Source organism: Nocardioides alkalitolerans DSM 16699 (assembly GCF_000426525.1).
Taxonomy (GTDB): Bacteria; Actinomycetota; Actinomycetes; order Propionibacteriales; family Nocardioidaceae; genus Nocardioides; species Nocardioides alkalitolerans.
The window spans coordinates 23,436-38,513 of sequence record NZ_KE384533.1 but is presented as its reverse complement, the minus strand read 5'-3'; the positions used below and the strand labels follow the sequence as shown (position 1 = coordinate 38,513).

16 protein-coding genes are annotated in these 15,078 nt (G+C 73.9%); all 16 read left to right on the top strand.

From position 1 onward, the window contains the following. Window positions 1–443 precede the first annotated feature (443 nt). The 16 genes from hpt (at window position 444) to K329_RS0116815 (ending at window position 15,021) form a co-directional block, all read left to right on the top strand. The gene (hpt, locus tag K329_RS0116890) at window positions 444–995 is read left to right on the top strand and encodes a hypoxanthine phosphoribosyltransferase (RefSeq protein WP_028473977.1); all 552 of its coding nucleotides are present in this window, start codon (window positions 444–446) and stop codon (window positions 993–995) included. 196 nt (window positions 996–1,191) lie between these two features. Beyond that, window positions 1,192–3,225 (top strand): ATP-dependent zinc metalloprotease FtsH, encoded by a 2,034-nt coding sequence (gene ftsH / locus K329_RS0116885; RefSeq protein WP_028473976.1) that lies wholly within the window; start codon window positions 1,192–1,194, stop codon window positions 3,223–3,225. 38 nt (window positions 3,226–3,263) lie between these two features. Then, window positions 3,264–3,839: a GTP cyclohydrolase I FolE gene (folE, locus tag K329_RS0116880; protein ID WP_281169833.1), complete on the top strand. Its 576-nt coding sequence runs from the start codon at window positions 3,264–3,266 to the stop codon at window positions 3,837–3,839. 50 nt (window positions 3,840–3,889) lie between these two features. Then, window positions 3,890–4,708: a dihydropteroate synthase gene (gene folP, locus K329_RS27485; RefSeq protein ID WP_084541551.1), complete on the top strand. Its 819-nt coding sequence runs from the start codon at window positions 3,890–3,892 to the stop codon at window positions 4,706–4,708. Further along, on the top strand, window positions 4,705–5,094 hold the full coding sequence (gene folB, locus K329_RS0116870) for a dihydroneopterin aldolase (protein ID WP_028473974.1): 390 nt from the start codon (window positions 4,705–4,707) through the stop codon (window positions 5,092–5,094). The genes folP and folB overlap by 4 nt, the downstream gene beginning before the upstream one ends. Then, window positions 5,091–5,660, top strand: a complete 570-nt coding sequence (gene folK / locus K329_RS0116865) for a 2-amino-4-hydroxy-6-hydroxymethyldihydropteridine diphosphokinase (protein ID WP_028473973.1) — start codon at window positions 5,091–5,093, stop codon at window positions 5,658–5,660. The genes folB and folK overlap by 4 nt, the downstream gene beginning before the upstream one ends. 50 nt (window positions 5,661–5,710) lie before the next feature. Continuing rightward, a complete protein-coding gene (locus K329_RS0116860; protein ID WP_084541401.1) occupies window positions 5,711–6,232 on the top strand; it encodes a DUF3180 domain-containing protein in 522 nt (173 codons plus the stop codon). A gap of 10 nt (window positions 6,233–6,242) precedes the next feature. Continuing rightward, the gene (locus tag K329_RS0116855) at window positions 6,243–6,848 is read left to right on the top strand and encodes a hypothetical protein (RefSeq protein WP_043644494.1); all 606 of its coding nucleotides are present in this window, start codon (window positions 6,243–6,245) and stop codon (window positions 6,846–6,848) included. Between the two features lie 217 nt (window positions 6,849–7,065). Next, window positions 7,066–8,154 (top strand): GNAT family N-acetyltransferase, encoded by a 1,089-nt coding sequence (locus tag K329_RS0116850; protein ID WP_211225896.1) that lies wholly within the window; start codon window positions 7,066–7,068, stop codon window positions 8,152–8,154. A 31-nt stretch (window positions 8,155–8,185) separates the two neighbouring features. Beyond that, a complete protein-coding gene (locus tag K329_RS29735) occupies window positions 8,186–8,944 on the top strand; it encodes a hypothetical protein (protein ID WP_052337029.1) in 759 nt (252 codons plus the stop codon). 199 nt (window positions 8,945–9,143) lie between these two features. After that, entirely contained in the window at window positions 9,144–10,100 is a 957-nt protein-coding gene (locus K329_RS0116840; protein WP_052337028.1) for a Rossmann-like and DUF2520 domain-containing protein, read from the top strand. After that, window positions 10,097–11,047: a pantoate--beta-alanine ligase gene (gene panC / locus K329_RS27475; protein ID WP_052337027.1), complete on the top strand. Its 951-nt coding sequence runs from the start codon at window positions 10,097–10,099 to the stop codon at window positions 11,045–11,047. Before K329_RS0116840 ends, panC begins: the two co-directional genes overlap by 4 nt. Further along, entirely contained in the window at window positions 11,047–11,466 is a 420-nt protein-coding gene (gene panD, locus K329_RS0116830; RefSeq protein WP_028473968.1) for an aspartate 1-decarboxylase, read from the top strand. The genes panC and panD overlap by 1 nt, the downstream gene beginning before the upstream one ends. Before the next feature lie 23 nt (window positions 11,467–11,489). After that, window positions 11,490–13,247, top strand: coding sequence for an L-aspartate oxidase (locus tag K329_RS0116825; RefSeq protein WP_052337026.1), 1,758 nt, complete (start codon window positions 11,490–11,492; stop codon window positions 13,245–13,247). Window positions 13,248–13,309: 62 nt separating this feature from the next. After that, window positions 13,310–14,188, top strand: a complete 879-nt coding sequence (gene nadC / locus K329_RS0116820) for a carboxylating nicotinate-nucleotide diphosphorylase (RefSeq protein ID WP_028473966.1) — start codon at window positions 13,310–13,312, stop codon at window positions 14,186–14,188. Then, entirely contained in the window at window positions 14,185–15,021 is an 837-nt protein-coding gene (locus K329_RS0116815; RefSeq protein WP_245596586.1) for a type III pantothenate kinase, read from the top strand. The genes nadC and K329_RS0116815 overlap by 4 nt, the downstream gene beginning before the upstream one ends. Window positions 15,022–15,078: the final 57 nt, after the last annotated feature.

Here is a 15,078-nt window from a genome sequence, read left to right as displayed (position 1 = left end):
GCACACGTGGCAGGACACCCACCCGGACACCGCAGCACCGCAGAAGTGGGTGCCCCGCCCGTACGGCGCGGGCCGGCCCCGTGCGGGGCGGGCCGGGCCCGTGCGGTGTGAGCGACAGGGCGGATGGGGCGCGGACACCGCGACCCGTCGTCGTACGGCGGGGGCCGGGCCCGTGCGGTGTGAGCGACAGGGTGGACGGGGCGCTCCCACCGCGACCCGTCGTCGTACGGCGCCCGCCTCGCCCCGGATCGCGAGTGTGTCCCCTTGGTGCCACCTGGTGACACCAATGGGACACGCTGCAGGAAGTTTCGCCGCTCGAGCGGCGAAACTGCCGCCAGCGCCCAGACGGCGCCAGCGCCCGCCCCGCCCCGTCAGCCCGTACGGCGCGCACCCCCGCCCGCCCCGGACCACCCCTCGCCCCGCGCCTGTGGGAGGCTGGCGACGTGGACGCGTCGTCAGTCGAGAAGGACCTTGTCAACATCCTCTTCACCGAGGAGGAGATCCTCGCGAAGCTGGACGAGATGGCGCAACGGATCGAGGCGGACTACGCGGGCAAGGACCTGCTGGTCGTCGGCGTCCTCCGCGGCGCGATCATGGTCATGGCCGACCTCTCCCGCGCGCTCACCCGCCACGTCGAGACGGACTGGATGGCGGTGTCGTCCTACGGCTCGGGCACCAAGTCGAGCGGCGTCGTGCGCATCCTCAAGGACCTCGACACCGACATCTCCGGCAAGCACGTGCTGGTGGTCGACGAGATCATCGACACCGGCCTCACGCTCAGCTGGCTGATCTCCAACCTCTCGAGCCGTGCACCGGCCAGCGTCGAGATCGCGACGCTGCTGCGCAAGCCGGAGGCGCTCGCGATGCCCGTCAGCCCGAAGTACGTCGGCTGGGACATCCCGAACGAGTTCGTCGTGGGCTACGGCCTCGACTACAAGGAGCGCTACCGCAACCTGCGGTGCATCGGCACGCTCGCCCCGCACGTCTACTCCTGACCCCCGGTGCGCGCCGTCGGGGCGCGTCCGTGAGCGTCCGGGGCGCGTCCGCGGGTACGCCGACCGTCGCGTGGGCCTGCCTGACACAATGTCCCGACAGCCTGCCCCGTGTGGTGCGGACCTGTAGTTTCGATCTCTGACATCCCTGCGCCGCGGCGATCGCGGCACACCTGCCGCGTCAAAGTGGAAGAAGCCTGTGAAGCGTTTGTTCAAGGGCCCGTGGGTCTGGATCATCCTCGCCGTCCTCGCGGTCCTGATCGGCCTGCAGTTCCTGTCCGCCGGGACGGGGGCCGACGAGGTCGAGACCTCCCGCATGGAGCAGTACATTGCCGAGGGCCAGGTCAAGGAGATCACCTTCGTCGACGGCGACCAGGAGATCCAGGCCGTCCTCGACGACGACGTCGACCGCGAGGGCGGACCCGACATCGTCGCCTACTACGTGCAGGGCCAGCAGGACGGCATCATCGCCGCGGTCGACGAGCAGGTCGCCGAGGGCACGATCGAGAAGTCGAACTCCGAGAACCCCCAGCCGAGCCTCCTGGGCACGCTGCTGGTGAGCCTGCTGCCGTTCGTCATCATCATCGCGCTCTTCATCTTCCTGATGAACCAGGTGCAGGGCGGTGGCGGCCGCGGTGTCATGCAGTTCGCCAAGTCGAAGGCGAAGCTCATCACCAAGGACATGCCGAAGACGACCTTCAGCGACGTCGCCGGCTGCGAGGAGGCGATCGAGGAGCTCGGCGAGATCAAGGAGTTCCTCTCCGAGCCCGCGAAGTTCCAGGCCGTGGGCGCGAAGATCCCGAAGGGCGTCCTGCTCTACGGCCCGCCCGGAACCGGCAAGACCCTGCTCGCCCGCGCCGTCGCCGGCGAGGCGGGCGTGCCGTTCTACTCGATCTCCGGCTCCGACTTCGTCGAGATGTTCGTGGGTGTCGGCGCGAGCCGCGTCCGTGACCTCTTCGAGCAGGCCAAGGAGAACGCACCGGCCATCGTCTTCATCGACGAGATCGACGCGGTGGGTCGCCACCGCGGCGCCGGCATGGGCGGCGGCCACGACGAGCGCGAGCAGACCCTCAACCAGCTCCTCGTCGAGATGGACGGCTTCGACGTGCGCGGCGGGGTCATCCTGATCGCGGCCACGAACCGTCCCGACGTGCTCGACCCGGCCCTGCTGCGCCCGGGCCGCTTCGACCGCCAGATCCAGGTCGACGCGCCGGACCTCAACGGCCGCCACAAGGTGCTCCAGGTCCACTCGCGGGGCAAGCCGATGGTCGAGGGCATCGACCTGCTGTCGATCGCCCGTCGTACGCCGGGCTTCACCGGCGCCGACCTGGCCAACGTCCTCAACGAGGCCGCGCTGCTCACCGCCCGCCAGAACGAGAAGCTGATCACGAACGCGAGCCTCGACGAGGCGATCGACCGCGTGATCGCGGGCCCGCAGCGCCGTACGCGCCTGATGAGCGAGAACGAGAAGCTCATCACCGCCTACCACGAGGGCGGCCACGCGCTCGTCGCCGCGGCGCTCCCGGGCACCGACCCCGTGCACAAGGTCACGATCCTGCCGCGCGGTCGCGCGCTGGGCTACACGATGGTGCTGCCCGACGAGGACAAGTACTCCCAGACCCGCAGCGAGATGCTCGACAAGCTCGCCTACATGCTCGGCGGTCGCGCGGCGGAGGAGATGGTCTTCCACGACCCGACCACCGGCGCCGGCAACGACATCGAGAAGGCCACGAGCCTGGCCCGGGCGATGGTCACGCAGTACGGCATGACCGAGCGCCTCGGCGCCATCAAGCTCGGCGACTCCGGCGGCGAGCCGTTCCTGGGTCGCGACATGGGCCACCAGCGCAACTACTCGGAGGACGTCGCGGCCGCGGTCGACGACGAGACGAAGAAGCTGCTGGCGACCGCGCACCAGGAGGCGTTCGACATCCTCGAGGAGAACCGTGACGTGCTCGACAGCCTCGTGCTGGCGCTGCTCGACCGCGAGACCCTCGACAAGGCCGAGATCGCGCAGATCTTCGAGCCCCTCCGGCGGCGTGCCGTGCGCCCGGCCTGGACCGGGTCCGCCACGCGCGTGCCGTCCACGATCCCGCCTGTCGAGATCCCCGAGGCCATCCGCGAGCGTGCCCGTCTCCACGGCATCGACATGACGAAGGACTCGAGCTCGACCGGCGGGGCGATCATCACGCCTCCCGGCTCGGGCGGCGACGTCCACGACCCGGGCGTCCAGTGACCGACCGGATCTCGGTGTCGGACACCGACCCCCACGACGTGCCCGAGTTCGACCACGCGCGCGCCGAGGCGGCGATCCGTGAGCTCCTCCACGCGATGGGCGAGGACCCGGAGCGCGAGGGCCTCAAGGACACCCCGGCCCGTGTGGCCCGGGCGTACGCCGAGGTCACCGGCGGCCTCCGGCAGCGTCCGGAGGACGTGCTGACGACCACCTTCGACATCGGCCACGACGAGATGGTGCTCGTGCGCGACATCGAGCTGTGGAGCATGTGCGAGCACCACCTGGTGCCGTTCACGGGCGTCGCCCACGTCGGCTACATCCCGGCCGCCAGCGGCAAGATCACGGGGCTGTCGAAGCTGGCGCGCCTCGTCGACGTCTTCGCGAAGCGCCCCCAGGTGCAGGAGCGGCTCACCACCCAGGTCGCCGACTCGCTGATGTCGATCCTCGAACCGCGCGGCTGCGTCGTCGTGATCGAGGCGGAGCACCTCTGCATGACCATGCGCGGTGTCCGCAAGGCCGGCGCGCGCACCATCACGTCGGCGGTGCGCGGCGTCATGCACAACCCGGCCACGCGCGCCGAGGCCATGGCCCTGATCCACAGCCCTCGCGGCTGAGCCCGGCGGTGCCGGTGCGACCGCCCACCCTCCTCGCCCGTCCGCTCGTGATGGGCGTCGTCAACGTCACCCCCGACTCGTTCTCCGACGGCGGCCGCTGGGCCGACGCCGAGCGGGCCGTCGCCCACGGTCTCTCGCTGATCGCCGACGGGGCCGACGTGCTCGACATCGGCGGCGAGTCCACGCGTCCCGGCGCGACCCGTCCGCTGCTCGCCGAGGAGCTCGACCGGGTCGTCCCGGTGATCACCGAGCTGTCCGGCGCCGGCGTGCCGATCTCGGTCGACACCATGCGCGCGGAGGTCGCCGAGGCCGCCGTCGCCGCGGGCGCCACGATCGTCAACGACGTCTCCGGCGGGCTGGCCGACCCCCGCATCCTCGAGGTCGCCGCGGCGGCGGACGCGACGTACGTGGCCATGCACTGGCGGGCCCACAGCGACCGCATGACCGCCTTCGCGACCTACCCGGGAGGTGTGGTCGCCGACGTGGTCGACGAGCTGCGCGTACGGCGCGACGCGGCGCTGGCGGCCGGGGTGGCCCCCGACCGGCTCGTGCTCGACCCGGGCCTGGGGTTCGCGAAGGACGCGGGCCACAACTGGGAGCTGCTCGCCCACCTCGACGCCTTCGACGAGCTCGGGCAGCGCCTGCTCGTCGGGGCCAGCCGCAAGACGTTCCTGGGCCACCTCCTCGCCGGCCCGGACGGCCTGCGACCGGTGGACCAGCGCGAGCACGGCACGACGGCCCTCTCGGTGCTGCTCGCCGACGCCGGCGTGTGGTGCCTGCGGGTGCACGACGTGCGCGCCGCCCGTGACGCCCTGGCGGTGTGGTCGGCCTGGCGCCGTGCCGCCGCCCCAGCCGGAGGAGACGCATGACCGACCAGCCCCTCGACCAGCTCGACCAGCTCGCCGTCAGCGGCATCGAGTGCTTCGCCCACCACGGGGTGTTCGCCGACGAGCGCCGCGAGGGTCAGCGGTTCGTGGTCGACCTCGTGCTCGGGGTCGCCACGCGTCCCGCGGCGGCGTCCGACGACTTGCACGACACCGTCGACTACGGAAGTCTCACCATGGCGGTGAAGACCGCCGTGGAGTCAGATCCCGTCGATCTCATCGAGGTGGTCGCCCAGCGGATAGCCGACGTCTGTCTGTTGGTCGGTCGTGTTGAATGGGCGAGGGTGACGCTCCACAAGCCCGATGCACCCATACCTGCGGCGTTTGCCGACGTCGCGCTGACGATCGAGCGGAAACGAGGCCACGCGTGACCGAGACGCCGAACCCCAACATCATCGACGCCGACACGCTGACCGGCGAGATGCGTCCGATCCGACGCACCGTCGTCTCCCTGGGGTCCAACCTCGGTGACCGGTTCGCGAACCTGCAGGGTGCCGTCGACGCGCTCGCCGACACCCCCGACGTGTGGGTCACCGGTGTCTCCGGCGTCTACGAGACCGACCCGGTGGGCGCGCCCGAGGGCTCCGACACGTTCCTCAACGCGGTCGTGCTGTTCGACACGACGCTCTCCGCGAGCCGCCTCGTCGACCGCGCCCTCGCCGTCGAGGACGCCTTCGGCCGGGAGCGCACCGAGCTCAACGGCCCGCGCACGCTCGACGTCGACCTCATCGTGGTCGGCGACCGTCGCAGCAACGAGGACTGGCTGCGCCTGCCGCACCCCCGGGCCGCGGAGCGCGCGTTCGTGCTGCAGCCCTGGTACGACCTCGAGCCCGACGCCGAGATCCCCGACTACGGCACCGTCGCCGAGCTGCTCGCGAAGGTCGGCTCCGACGGCGTGCGTCGCCGTGACGACCTCGCGCTGGAGCTCCCGTCCTGACCCTCGGGCCCTCCCGAGACGTCGAGTGAGCGCATGAGTCGAGGCGTCGGATGAGCCGGGACGACCACCCGCGCATCGACGCGGACGACGACGACCGTCCGACCCCGGGCGAGCAGCCCGGCCGGCTGCGCCCCACCCCTCCCGGCCTGCTGACCGCCTGGCTGGTCGTCGGCCTGGTGGGCGGCTGGCTGCTGCGCCGCGTGGCGCGCGCCGCCGGGTGGTCGGTGCCCGAGGTGAGCTGGACCCAGATCCTGCTGCTGGTGCTGGTTGCGGCCATCCTCGGCGGTACGGCGTTCGCCACCCGCCGCACGGTCCAGCGGGCCCCCGTCGACCTGCTCCCGCACCAGGCCGTGAACCGGCTCGCACTGGCCCGGGCCTGCGCGCTGGTGGGCGTGCTGCTGGCCGGCGGCTACCTGGGCCACGCGGTCAGCTGGCTGGGTGTCGGCTCCCAGGTGGCGCAGGAGCGGGTGCTGCGCGGGCTGGTCGCGGCCGTCGCCGGGGCCGCGGTGGCCGTCACGGCGCTGCTCCTGGAGCGTGCGTGTCGCGTCCGATCGGACGATCCGCGCACCTAGGGTGACCACCATGGCTTCCCCCAACGCTCGTCGTCGGCAGCGCAGCACGCGTTTCGCTGTTGCCACCGCACTCATCGTTGCCTCGGGGCTGCTGATCGCAGCCACCGTCCCCACTGGTTCCTTCGTCGCTGTCGCCGTCGCCGCGTCCGTCGCCGTCCTCCTGGGCGCCGCCGCTCTCCGCATCGCCCACAGCGAGCTGATGACCACCCGCCGCGACGCGGCCTCCGACCGCGCGACCCAGGCCAAGGAGTTCACCGCTCTCTCGGCCCGCCGCGCCGAGGAGAACGCCGAGTTCGTGACCTCCATGACCTCCCGCCTCGCCGACCGCGACGCCGCGCTCGACGCCCGCGAGGTCGCGATCCGCGAGCTCGAGGAGGCGGTGAGCCTCGCGCAGTCGAAGGTCGTCGAGCTGACGCGCAAGGCCACGGCCGAGTCGCGTCGTGCCGACACCGCCGTCGCCGAGCGCGACACGGCCCGCTCGAAGGCCGGCGCCGCCGAGGAGCGCGCCGCCGAGGCGATCGTGCGCCTGGCCGAGCTGGAGCACGAGCTCGACGTCGTCCGCGCCGAGCTGACGGCCTGGGAGCAGACGGCCGTCAACCTGCGCAAGCACGCCTGACCCGGCGTCGTACGACGCCCGCCGCAGCGACCTGGGGTCGAGTCACAGGGGTCACTCTGGCCCGTCGTTTAACCGCCTGAGCGGATAAACCGCCGCTTTACGCTCTGAATTCAGGGCGCAAGGTGGCGGTTTCGCCGCTCGAGCGGTTAAACCGCCGCCGCCCCCCTCCACCCCCGCGCGCGGCGGGCGGGACGCCGACTAGGGCACAATCACTCGGGTGATCCCGGAGGACAGCCGTTTCGAGACCGACCCCGACGAGATCTTCGACGAGGAGCCCCACCTGCCCGACGGGTGGGTCGTCGGGGGAGCCGACCCCGCGGTCGAGGCCGACGTCGAGCAGCTCACCGCGCTGCTCCGCGCCCACGAGACGGCGGGCCGCGGCTGGCCGTCGTCCGGTCGTGACGACGTGCTGCTGGAGGTCTCCGACGTCGGGATCCGCACCCGCGCCAACGTCGTGATCCGCGACGCCGAGGGCCGCATCGTCGCCTGGGGCAGCGTGCACGACCGCGCCGCCGGCCGCATGCTCTTCCTCCACGTCGTCGCCCGCGACCTCGACCACCGCGATGCCGCCCGCTGCGCGAAGGTCCTCTTCACGTGGGCCGAGGGCCAGGCCCGCGAGGTCGGCGCCGCCCGCGGCCTCGACGTCCAGCAGATCGACACCGGCGCCTTCGCCGACGACGCCCGCCAGCACGCGTGGCTCGGTCGTGCGGGCTTCGACCGGGTGCGCGCCTGGTGGCAGATGAGCCGCCCGGTGACCCCCGACGAGGCCGGGCTCGTGCCCGACCCGGAGCGCTGGGAGAAGAACGGCGTCGTCTTCCGCGCCGTCGGTCGCGAGGGTGACGGCATGCCGGCCGAGGCCGACCTGCGGGCCGTGCACGAGGTGCTCGAGGGCGCCTTCACCGACCACTTCAACTCGCGCGAGGAGACGTTCGCCGAGTTCGTGCACCGCCTGCGCCAGGACCCGGGCCACCGCTGGGACCACTGGTGGCTCGCCGAGATCGTCGACGAGGCCGGTGGCGAGCCGGTCGCGGCGGGCGCGCTGGTCGCGACCGAGAGCGAGTCCGACGACGGCCCGAACGGCAGCTACGTCGACTACCTGGGCGTGCTCTCCAACGCGCGCGGCCGGGGCGTGGCCAAGGGCCTGCTGAACACCGTGATCGCCGACGCCGCGGTCCGCGACCGCAACCGGGTCGGCCTCGAGGTCGACGCCGACTCCCCGACGGGCGCCGACGGCCTCTACACGTCGATGGGCTGGACGACGTCGTACATGACGCAGTCCTGGCACAGGGACGTCCCGGTCTCCTGACGACGACCACCTGCGCCTAGGGTCGACCGGGATGTCCACCAACCTCGGCATGCCGGGGCTGCCGCCGCCCACCGAGCCGTCCTGGAAGCAGGCCTGGGACTCGGCGTTGTACGGCGCGCCCTCCGGCTACCTGCGCTCCCACCCGCCGTCGCTGCTGCAGCGGCGCGACGACGTGCTCGGCGTCGTCACCGACGCGGCGCCGCGCGAGCTCGTGCTCCTCGGCTCCGTCGGCGTCCTGACCCCGGAGATCGTCCGGGCCGTGCCCGGCGTCGCCGTGCGCTTCGACCTCCCGCCCGGCTTCGGCGGCCTCGTGCTCGCGGGCGACTGGCTGGCGCACGTCCCGACCCACGTCGTCCAGGTCGACACCGAGGGCTACCCCCGCCTCGTGCACGTCGACCCCCTCAGCGGCCGCGAGCGGCTCGGCGCCCGCCTCATCGAGATGAGCGTGCCGCAGCAGGTGGGTCGCTGGCTCCAGGAGTGGTGGCCGGTGGCGGAGGTCGGCGTCGGCGCGCGCGCCGAGGTCGGTACGGCGCGCGACGCCGCGTGGCGCGACGTGGTCCGCAACCTCGGGCCCGGTGGGTCGGCGGTCGCGCTCGAGCCGTGCCACCTGCGGGCCACGCGCCCCCGGGCCGGCAGCCTGCGGGTGCCGGGGCCGGCGTACGGGAGCGTGGTGCCCGACGGCACGCGCGACCTCGTCGCCGACGTCGCCCTCGACGCCGTGGCGGAGGCCTCCGACAGCCGGATCGTCGACGACGACGGGCCGCTGCGCATCGTCCACGACCCCGCCTGACGCCCGCCGGACGGGCCCGCGGCGGCCGCGTGACCCACGTCACCGGGCGGTCTGTTCACAGTCGGGAAGCCCGGGCGTAACGTTCCCGTTGCACCAAGCGACCGGGTCCCTCCGGTCGACGTTCGAGGACAACGTCCGGTACCCACACCGGCCCCGCTCGCGGGGTGGTCGGCGGGACGGGAACGAAAGGTTCGGACCCATGTCGACTGACATGCCCTGCTCCGCCCTGCGCATCGGCATCGTCGGTGCCGGTCGCGTCGGCGCCGTGCTCGGCCGCGCGCTCGCCGACGCGGGCCACGAGATCGTGGCCGTCGCCGGTGAGTCCGACGCCTCCGTGCGCCGTGCCGACGCCCTGCTGCCCGGCGTCCCCCGCGACAAGCCCAGCGCCGTCGCCCGCGCCTGCGACGTGCTCCTGCTGACCGTGCCCGACGACATGCTCGTCAACGTCGCCAGCATGCTGGCGGCCAGCGGCTCCCTGCGCCCGGGGCAGCACGTCGTGCACACCTCCGGCGCCCACGGCCTCGCCGCCCTCGCCTCCGTGGTCGAGACCGGCGCCGTCCCCGTGGCGCTCCACCCGGCCATGACCTTCACCGGTACGGCGACCGACCTGCCGCGCGTGGGCGGCTGCGCGTACGGCGTGACCGCCGCCCCCGCCGGCCAGGCGCTCGCCGACCGGCTCGTCGCCGACCTGGGCGGCCGCACGGTCCGGGTCGCGGAGGACCGCCGCGCGCTCTACCACGCCGCGCTCGCCCACGGCTCGAACCACCTGGTCACCCTGGTCGCCGAGGCGATGGAGATGCTGGCCGCGGTCGCTCCGGAGGGGGAGTCCGCCGGGTCTGCCGACCCCGCCGACGTGCTGCGTCCGCTGCTCGCCGCGGCGCTCGACAACGCCCTGCGCTCCGGCGACGCGGCCCTGACCGGCCCCGTGGTCCGCGGCGACGTCGGCACCGTCGAGGCCCACCTCGGCGAGATCGCCGCCGAGGCGCCCCAGGCGCTGGGCTCGTACGTCGCGCTCGCCCGCGCGACCACCGACCGCGCGACCACCGACGGCCGTCTCCTGCCGATCCGCGCGGCCCGGATGCTGCGGGTGCTCGACGCGACGGAGAACCAGGACGCCACCACGACGACCACCACCACCGAGGAGCCCACCCGATGACCACGCTGACCGCCCCGGCCCTGGCCCCGACCCGTGAGGCGCTCGGCCACGAGCTCGCCGCCGTGCGGGCGCGCGGTGGCCGGGTCGCGTTCGTGCCCACGATGGGGGCGCTGCACGCGGGGCACGCGAGCCTGATGCGGGTGGCCCGCGACCACGTGGGCGACGACGGCGCCGTCGTCGTGTCGATCTTCGTGAACCCGCTGCAGTTCGGCGAGGGCGAGGACCTCGACCGCTACCCCCGCACCCTCGACACCGACCTCGACGTCTGCGCCGCTGCCGGCGTCGACGTCGTGTTCGCCCCGGCGGTCGACGAGGTCTACCCGGGCGGCGACCCCCAGGTCACGGTCGAGCCCGGCCCCGTCGCGACGACCCTGGAGGGCGCGAGCCGTCCCGGTCACTTCCGGGGCGTCCTCACCGTGGTCGCGAAGCTCTTCGGCCTGGTGCGCCCGGACGTCGCCGTCTTCGGCCAGAAGGACTACCAGCAGCTCGCGCTGATCCAGCGGATGGCGGCCGACCTCTGCCTGGGCGTCGAGGTCGTGGGCGCGGAGACGGCCCGCGAGGCCGACGGCCTCGCGCTGAGCTCCCGCAACCGCTACCTCACCGACGACCAGCGCCAGCAGGCCCTCGTGCTGTCGCGGGCGCTGCGCGCGGCGGCCGACAACGCGCCGTACGGCGTGCCCGCGGCCCTCGCCGCGGCCCACTTCGAGCTGGCGCACGAGCCCGACGTCGAGGTCGACTACCTCGTCGCCACCGAGCGCGACCTGGCGGCGGTGGACCTGGACGGGCTCGACGGCCGCGAGGGCCGCGTGCTCCTCGCCGCCCGCGTCGGCACCACCCGCCTGCTCGACAACGCGCCCCTGGCGCTGCACGCGCCCCCGACCACCCCCGGTCCCGTCCCGACCACCTCCACCACGACTCTCGGCACCCCGAGCGAGGAGAACCTCTGATGCTCCGCACGATGATGAAGAGCAAGATCCACCGCGCGACGGTGACCCAGGCCGACCTGCACTACGTCGGCTCCGTGACGGTCGACGAGGACCTCCTCGACGCGGCCGACCTCCTCGCGGGCGAGCTGGTGCACATCGTCGACATCACCAACGGCGCGCGCCTCGAGACCTACACGATCGCCGGTGAGCGCGGCTCGGGCGTGATCGGCATCAACGGTGCCGCCGCGCGGCTCGTGCAGCCGGGCGACCTGGTCATCCTCATCGCCTACGCGCAGATGGAGACCGCGGAGGCGAAGGAGTTCAAGCCGAGCGTCGTCTTCGTCGACGCCGACAACAAGGTGCTCGCGACGGGCTTCGACCCGGCCGAGGCGATCGAGGGCTCGGGGCTGGTGCGCGGCGACACGCTCGCCCGTCGCTGACCCCCTGCGCGACACTTCTCCCCATGACCACCACACCGGGGCCCGACCCGGTCCGCCGCCCGACCCTGCCGCGCCGCCTCTCGGCCGCCGAGCCGGGGTGGGCGACGTACGCCGACGTGGTGGTCGTGGGCTCCGGCATCGCCGGTCTGACGGCCGCGCTGCGGCTGCACGCCGCCGGCGTCGGCACCGTGATGGTCGTGACGAAGGACGTGCTGAGCGCGGGCTCCACCCAGTGGGCCCAGGGCGGCATCGCCGCGGCCCTCGGGCCGGGTGACAGCCCCGCCGAGCACGAGCTCGACACCCTCGTCGCGGGCGCCGGGGTCTGCGACGTCGACGCGGTCCGGGCGCTGGTGACGGAGGGCCCGGCCGCCGTGCGCGAGCTGATCGCCCTCGGCGCGGTCTTCGACCAGGGCGTCGACGGCGAGCTGTCGCTGACCCGCGAGGGCGGCCACCACCGCGACCGCATCGCCCACGCCGGCGGCGACGCCACCGGTGCGGAGATCCAGCGGGCGCTCGTCGCGGCCGTCGAGGCGGCCCCCGAGATCGAGGTGGCCCACCACGCGCACGCCGTCGACCTGCTGCTCGGAGCCCCCGACGCCGAGGGACGCCGCGCGGTCGCCGGCCTCACGCTCCACGTGATGGGCGAGGGCCAGCGGGGCGGGGTCGGCGCGGTGCGCTGCCGCGCGGTCGTGCTGGCCAGCGGCGGCCTCGGCCAGGTGTTCAGCCAGACCACGAACCCGGCGGTCTCGACGGGCGACGGCATGGCCCTCGCCCTGCGGGCCGGCGCGGTGCTGCGCGACCTCGAGTTCGTGCAGTTCCACCCGACCGTGATGTACCTCGGCCCCGACTCCCGCGGCCAGCAGCCCCTCATCTCCGAGGCGGTCCGTGGTGAGGGTGCGTTCCTCGTCGACGACGCGGGGGAGCGGTTCATGCAGGGCGAGCACGAGCTGGCCGACCTCGCGCCGCGCGACGTCGTCGCCAAGGCCATCACCCGCCGCATGCACGCCACCGGCCGTCCGCACGTCTGGCTCGACGCCCGCCACCTCGGCCGGGGGTTCTGGGAGCGTCGGTTCCCGACGATCCTCGCCACCTGCGAGCGGTACGGCGTCGACCCGGCCACCGACCTCATCCCCGTCGCCCCGGCCTGCCACTACGCGTCGGGCGGTGTCGCCACCGACCTCTGGGGGCGCAGCAGCGTGCCGGGCCTCTACGCCACCGGCGAGGTCGCCTGCTCGGGGGTCCACGGCGCCAACCGGCTCGCCTCCAACTCCCTGCTCGAGGGCCTCGTCTTCTCGCGTCGGATCGCCGAGGCGCTGCCCGCCGACCTGGAGCGGACGACCCTCGTCGACGCCGCCCCCGAGCCCGCGGGGTCGCCCTCGGGCGTGGTCGACCCCGCCGTACGGCGTGACCTGCAGGAGACGATGACCGGCCTCGTCGGGGTGCTGCGCTCGGAGTCCGGGCTGGCGCAGGCCGCGGCCCGGCTCGCCGCCCTCGCCGCCCCCGCCGACGTCGACCCCGAGCTCGCCGCGTGGGAGACCACCAACCTCGTCACCGTCTCCGCGGCCCTCGCCGCCGCGGCCGGGCTGCGCCGGGAGACCCGCGGGTCGCACTGGCGCGAGGACCACCCCGACCGCGACGACGCCGCCTGGGCCGGCCACGTCGACGTCACGCTCGGCGAGACCGGCGCCGTCGACGTGCTGTTCCGCCCGGCGCCCGCCACCGACCTCGCCACCGACCTCGCTGACCCCGAGAACGCCCCGACCGCGAAGGAGGGCGTGTGACCGCCCCGGCCCCCACCCGCCCCTCGGCCCCCGCCGGCCTCGAGCTCACGTCGTACGACGCGCTGCCCGCCCCGCTGCTCGACGAGCTGGCCGCGGCGGGCCTCGACCCGCGGGCGACGTACGACGCGGTCTGCGCCGCCCTGCACGAGGACGTGCCGACCGAGGACGTCACGAGCGTCGCCACGATCAGCCCCGACGCGCGCGGCACGGCCGACTTCGGCGCCCGGGAGCCCGGCGTCGTGGCGGGCCTGGGCCTGGCGGAGCTGGCGTTCCGGGCAGTGCTCGGCGACGACGTCGAGGTGACTGGCCGGCTCGCCGACGGCACGCGGGTCGCGGTGGGGGACGCCGTGATGAGCGTGACCGGTCCGACCCGCGGGCTGCTGACGGCCGAGCGGGTCGCCTTGAACTACGCCTGCCACCTCTCGGGCGTCGCGACGGCCACGTCCGCGTGGGTCGACGCGCTGGCGGGCACGCGGGCGAAGGTGCTCGACACCCGCAAGACGCTGCCGGGCATGCGGGCGCTGCAGAAGTACGCCGTGCGCTGCGGCGGTGGCGTCAACCACCGCTTCAGCCTCTCGGACGTGGCGATGGTGAAGGACAACCACGTGGTGGCCGCCGGCGGCGTGGTGCCGGCGTACGAGGCGGTGCGCGCGGCGTACCCCGACCTGCACGTCGTCGTCGAGGTGACGACGCTCGACGAGCTGCGGCTGCTGCTGGACGCCGGGTGCGGCTGGGTGCTGCTCGACAACATGAGCGCCGCGACGATGACGGAGGCGGTGGCGATCACCGCCGGTCGGGCGACGCTCGAGGCGTCCGGGGGCCTCACGATCGGCCGGGCCCGCGAGGTCGCGGAGACGGGCGTCGACTACATCTCGGTCGGCGCGCTCACCCACTCCGTGACGGTGTTCGACCTCGGACTGGACCTGCGGGACCTCCCGTGAGCGTGCCCCTGCCGGCGCCGACCGCCGGGTCGCGCCTGCTCTGCGTCGACATCGGCAACACCCGCACCGTGCTCGGGCTCTTCGACGGCGCCACCCCGCTGGCCGACTGGCGGGTCGCGACCGACGAGCGCCGCACCGCCGACGAGTGGGCCGCCCTCCTCTCCTCCCTCGTCGGCGGCGGCTCGACCGCGTCGCTGCCGGACGGACTGCGCTCGCTCACCGGCGTCGCCATCGCCTCGACGGTGCCGACGGTGCTGCACGAGTGGCGCGAGATGCTGCGCCGCCACCTCGCGGACGTGCCGAGCGTGATCGTCGAGCCCGGCGTGAAGACGGGCGTGCCCGTGCTGATGGACAACCCCCGCGAGGTCGGCGCGGACCGCATCGTCAACGCCCTCGCCGCCGTCACCCACCACGCCGAGCCGGGCCGACCGGTGGTGGTGGTCGACTTCGGTACGGCGACCACCCTCGACGTGGTGAACGCGAAGGGCCAGTACGTCGGGGGCCTCATCGCCCCGGGCGTCGAGATCTCCGCGGAGGCCCTGGGACGCCGGGGGGCCCAGCTGCGCCGCGTCGAGCTGGGCCGTCCCCGCTCGGTGATCGCGAAGAACACCGTCGAGGCGCTGCAGTCGGGCCTCTACTTCGGCGTGCTCGCCCAGGTCGAGGGCCTCGTCGCGCGCGTCGCCGCCGAGCTCGGCGTGACGGTCGACGACCTCACCGTCGTCTCCACCGGCTACCTCGCGGGCCTCGTCAGCGACGAGTGCGCCTGCATCGGGCTCCACGACCCGTGGCTCACCCTGCGCGGCCTCGAGCTGGTGTTCCGCCGCAACGCCTGACGCCGAGCTGTCGGGTCTGCGCCGAGTTGTCGGGTGTGCGCCGAGTTGTCGGATGTG

Coding starts and splice junctions, on each gene's coding strand:
- folP (WP_084541551.1), top strand. CDS start 3,890: ATGGGCGTCGTCAACGTCACCCCCGACTCGTTCTCCGACGGCGGCCGC.
- K329_RS0116825 (WP_052337026.1), top strand. CDS start 11,490: ATGACCACCACACCGGGGCCCGACCCGGTCCGCCGCCCGACCCTGCCG.
- panC (WP_052337027.1), top strand. CDS start 10,097: ATGACCACGCTGACCGCCCCGGCCCTGGCCCCGACCCGTGAGGCGCTC.
- K329_RS0116840 (WP_052337028.1), top strand. CDS start 9,144: ATGTCGACTGACATGCCCTGCTCCGCCCTGCGCATCGGCATCGTCGGT.
- panD (WP_028473968.1), top strand. CDS start 11,047: ATGCTCCGCACGATGATGAAGAGCAAGATCCACCGCGCGACGGTGACC.
- K329_RS0116855 (WP_043644494.1), top strand. CDS start 6,243: ATGGCTTCCCCCAACGCTCGTCGTCGGCAGCGCAGCACGCGTTTCGCT.
- folB (WP_028473974.1), top strand. CDS start 4,705: ATGACCGACCAGCCCCTCGACCAGCTCGACCAGCTCGCCGTCAGCGGC.
- K329_RS29735 (WP_052337029.1), top strand. CDS start 8,186: ATGTCCACCAACCTCGGCATGCCGGGGCTGCCGCCGCCCACCGAGCCG.
- K329_RS0116860 (WP_084541401.1), top strand. CDS start 5,711: ATGAGCCGGGACGACCACCCGCGCATCGACGCGGACGACGACGACCGT.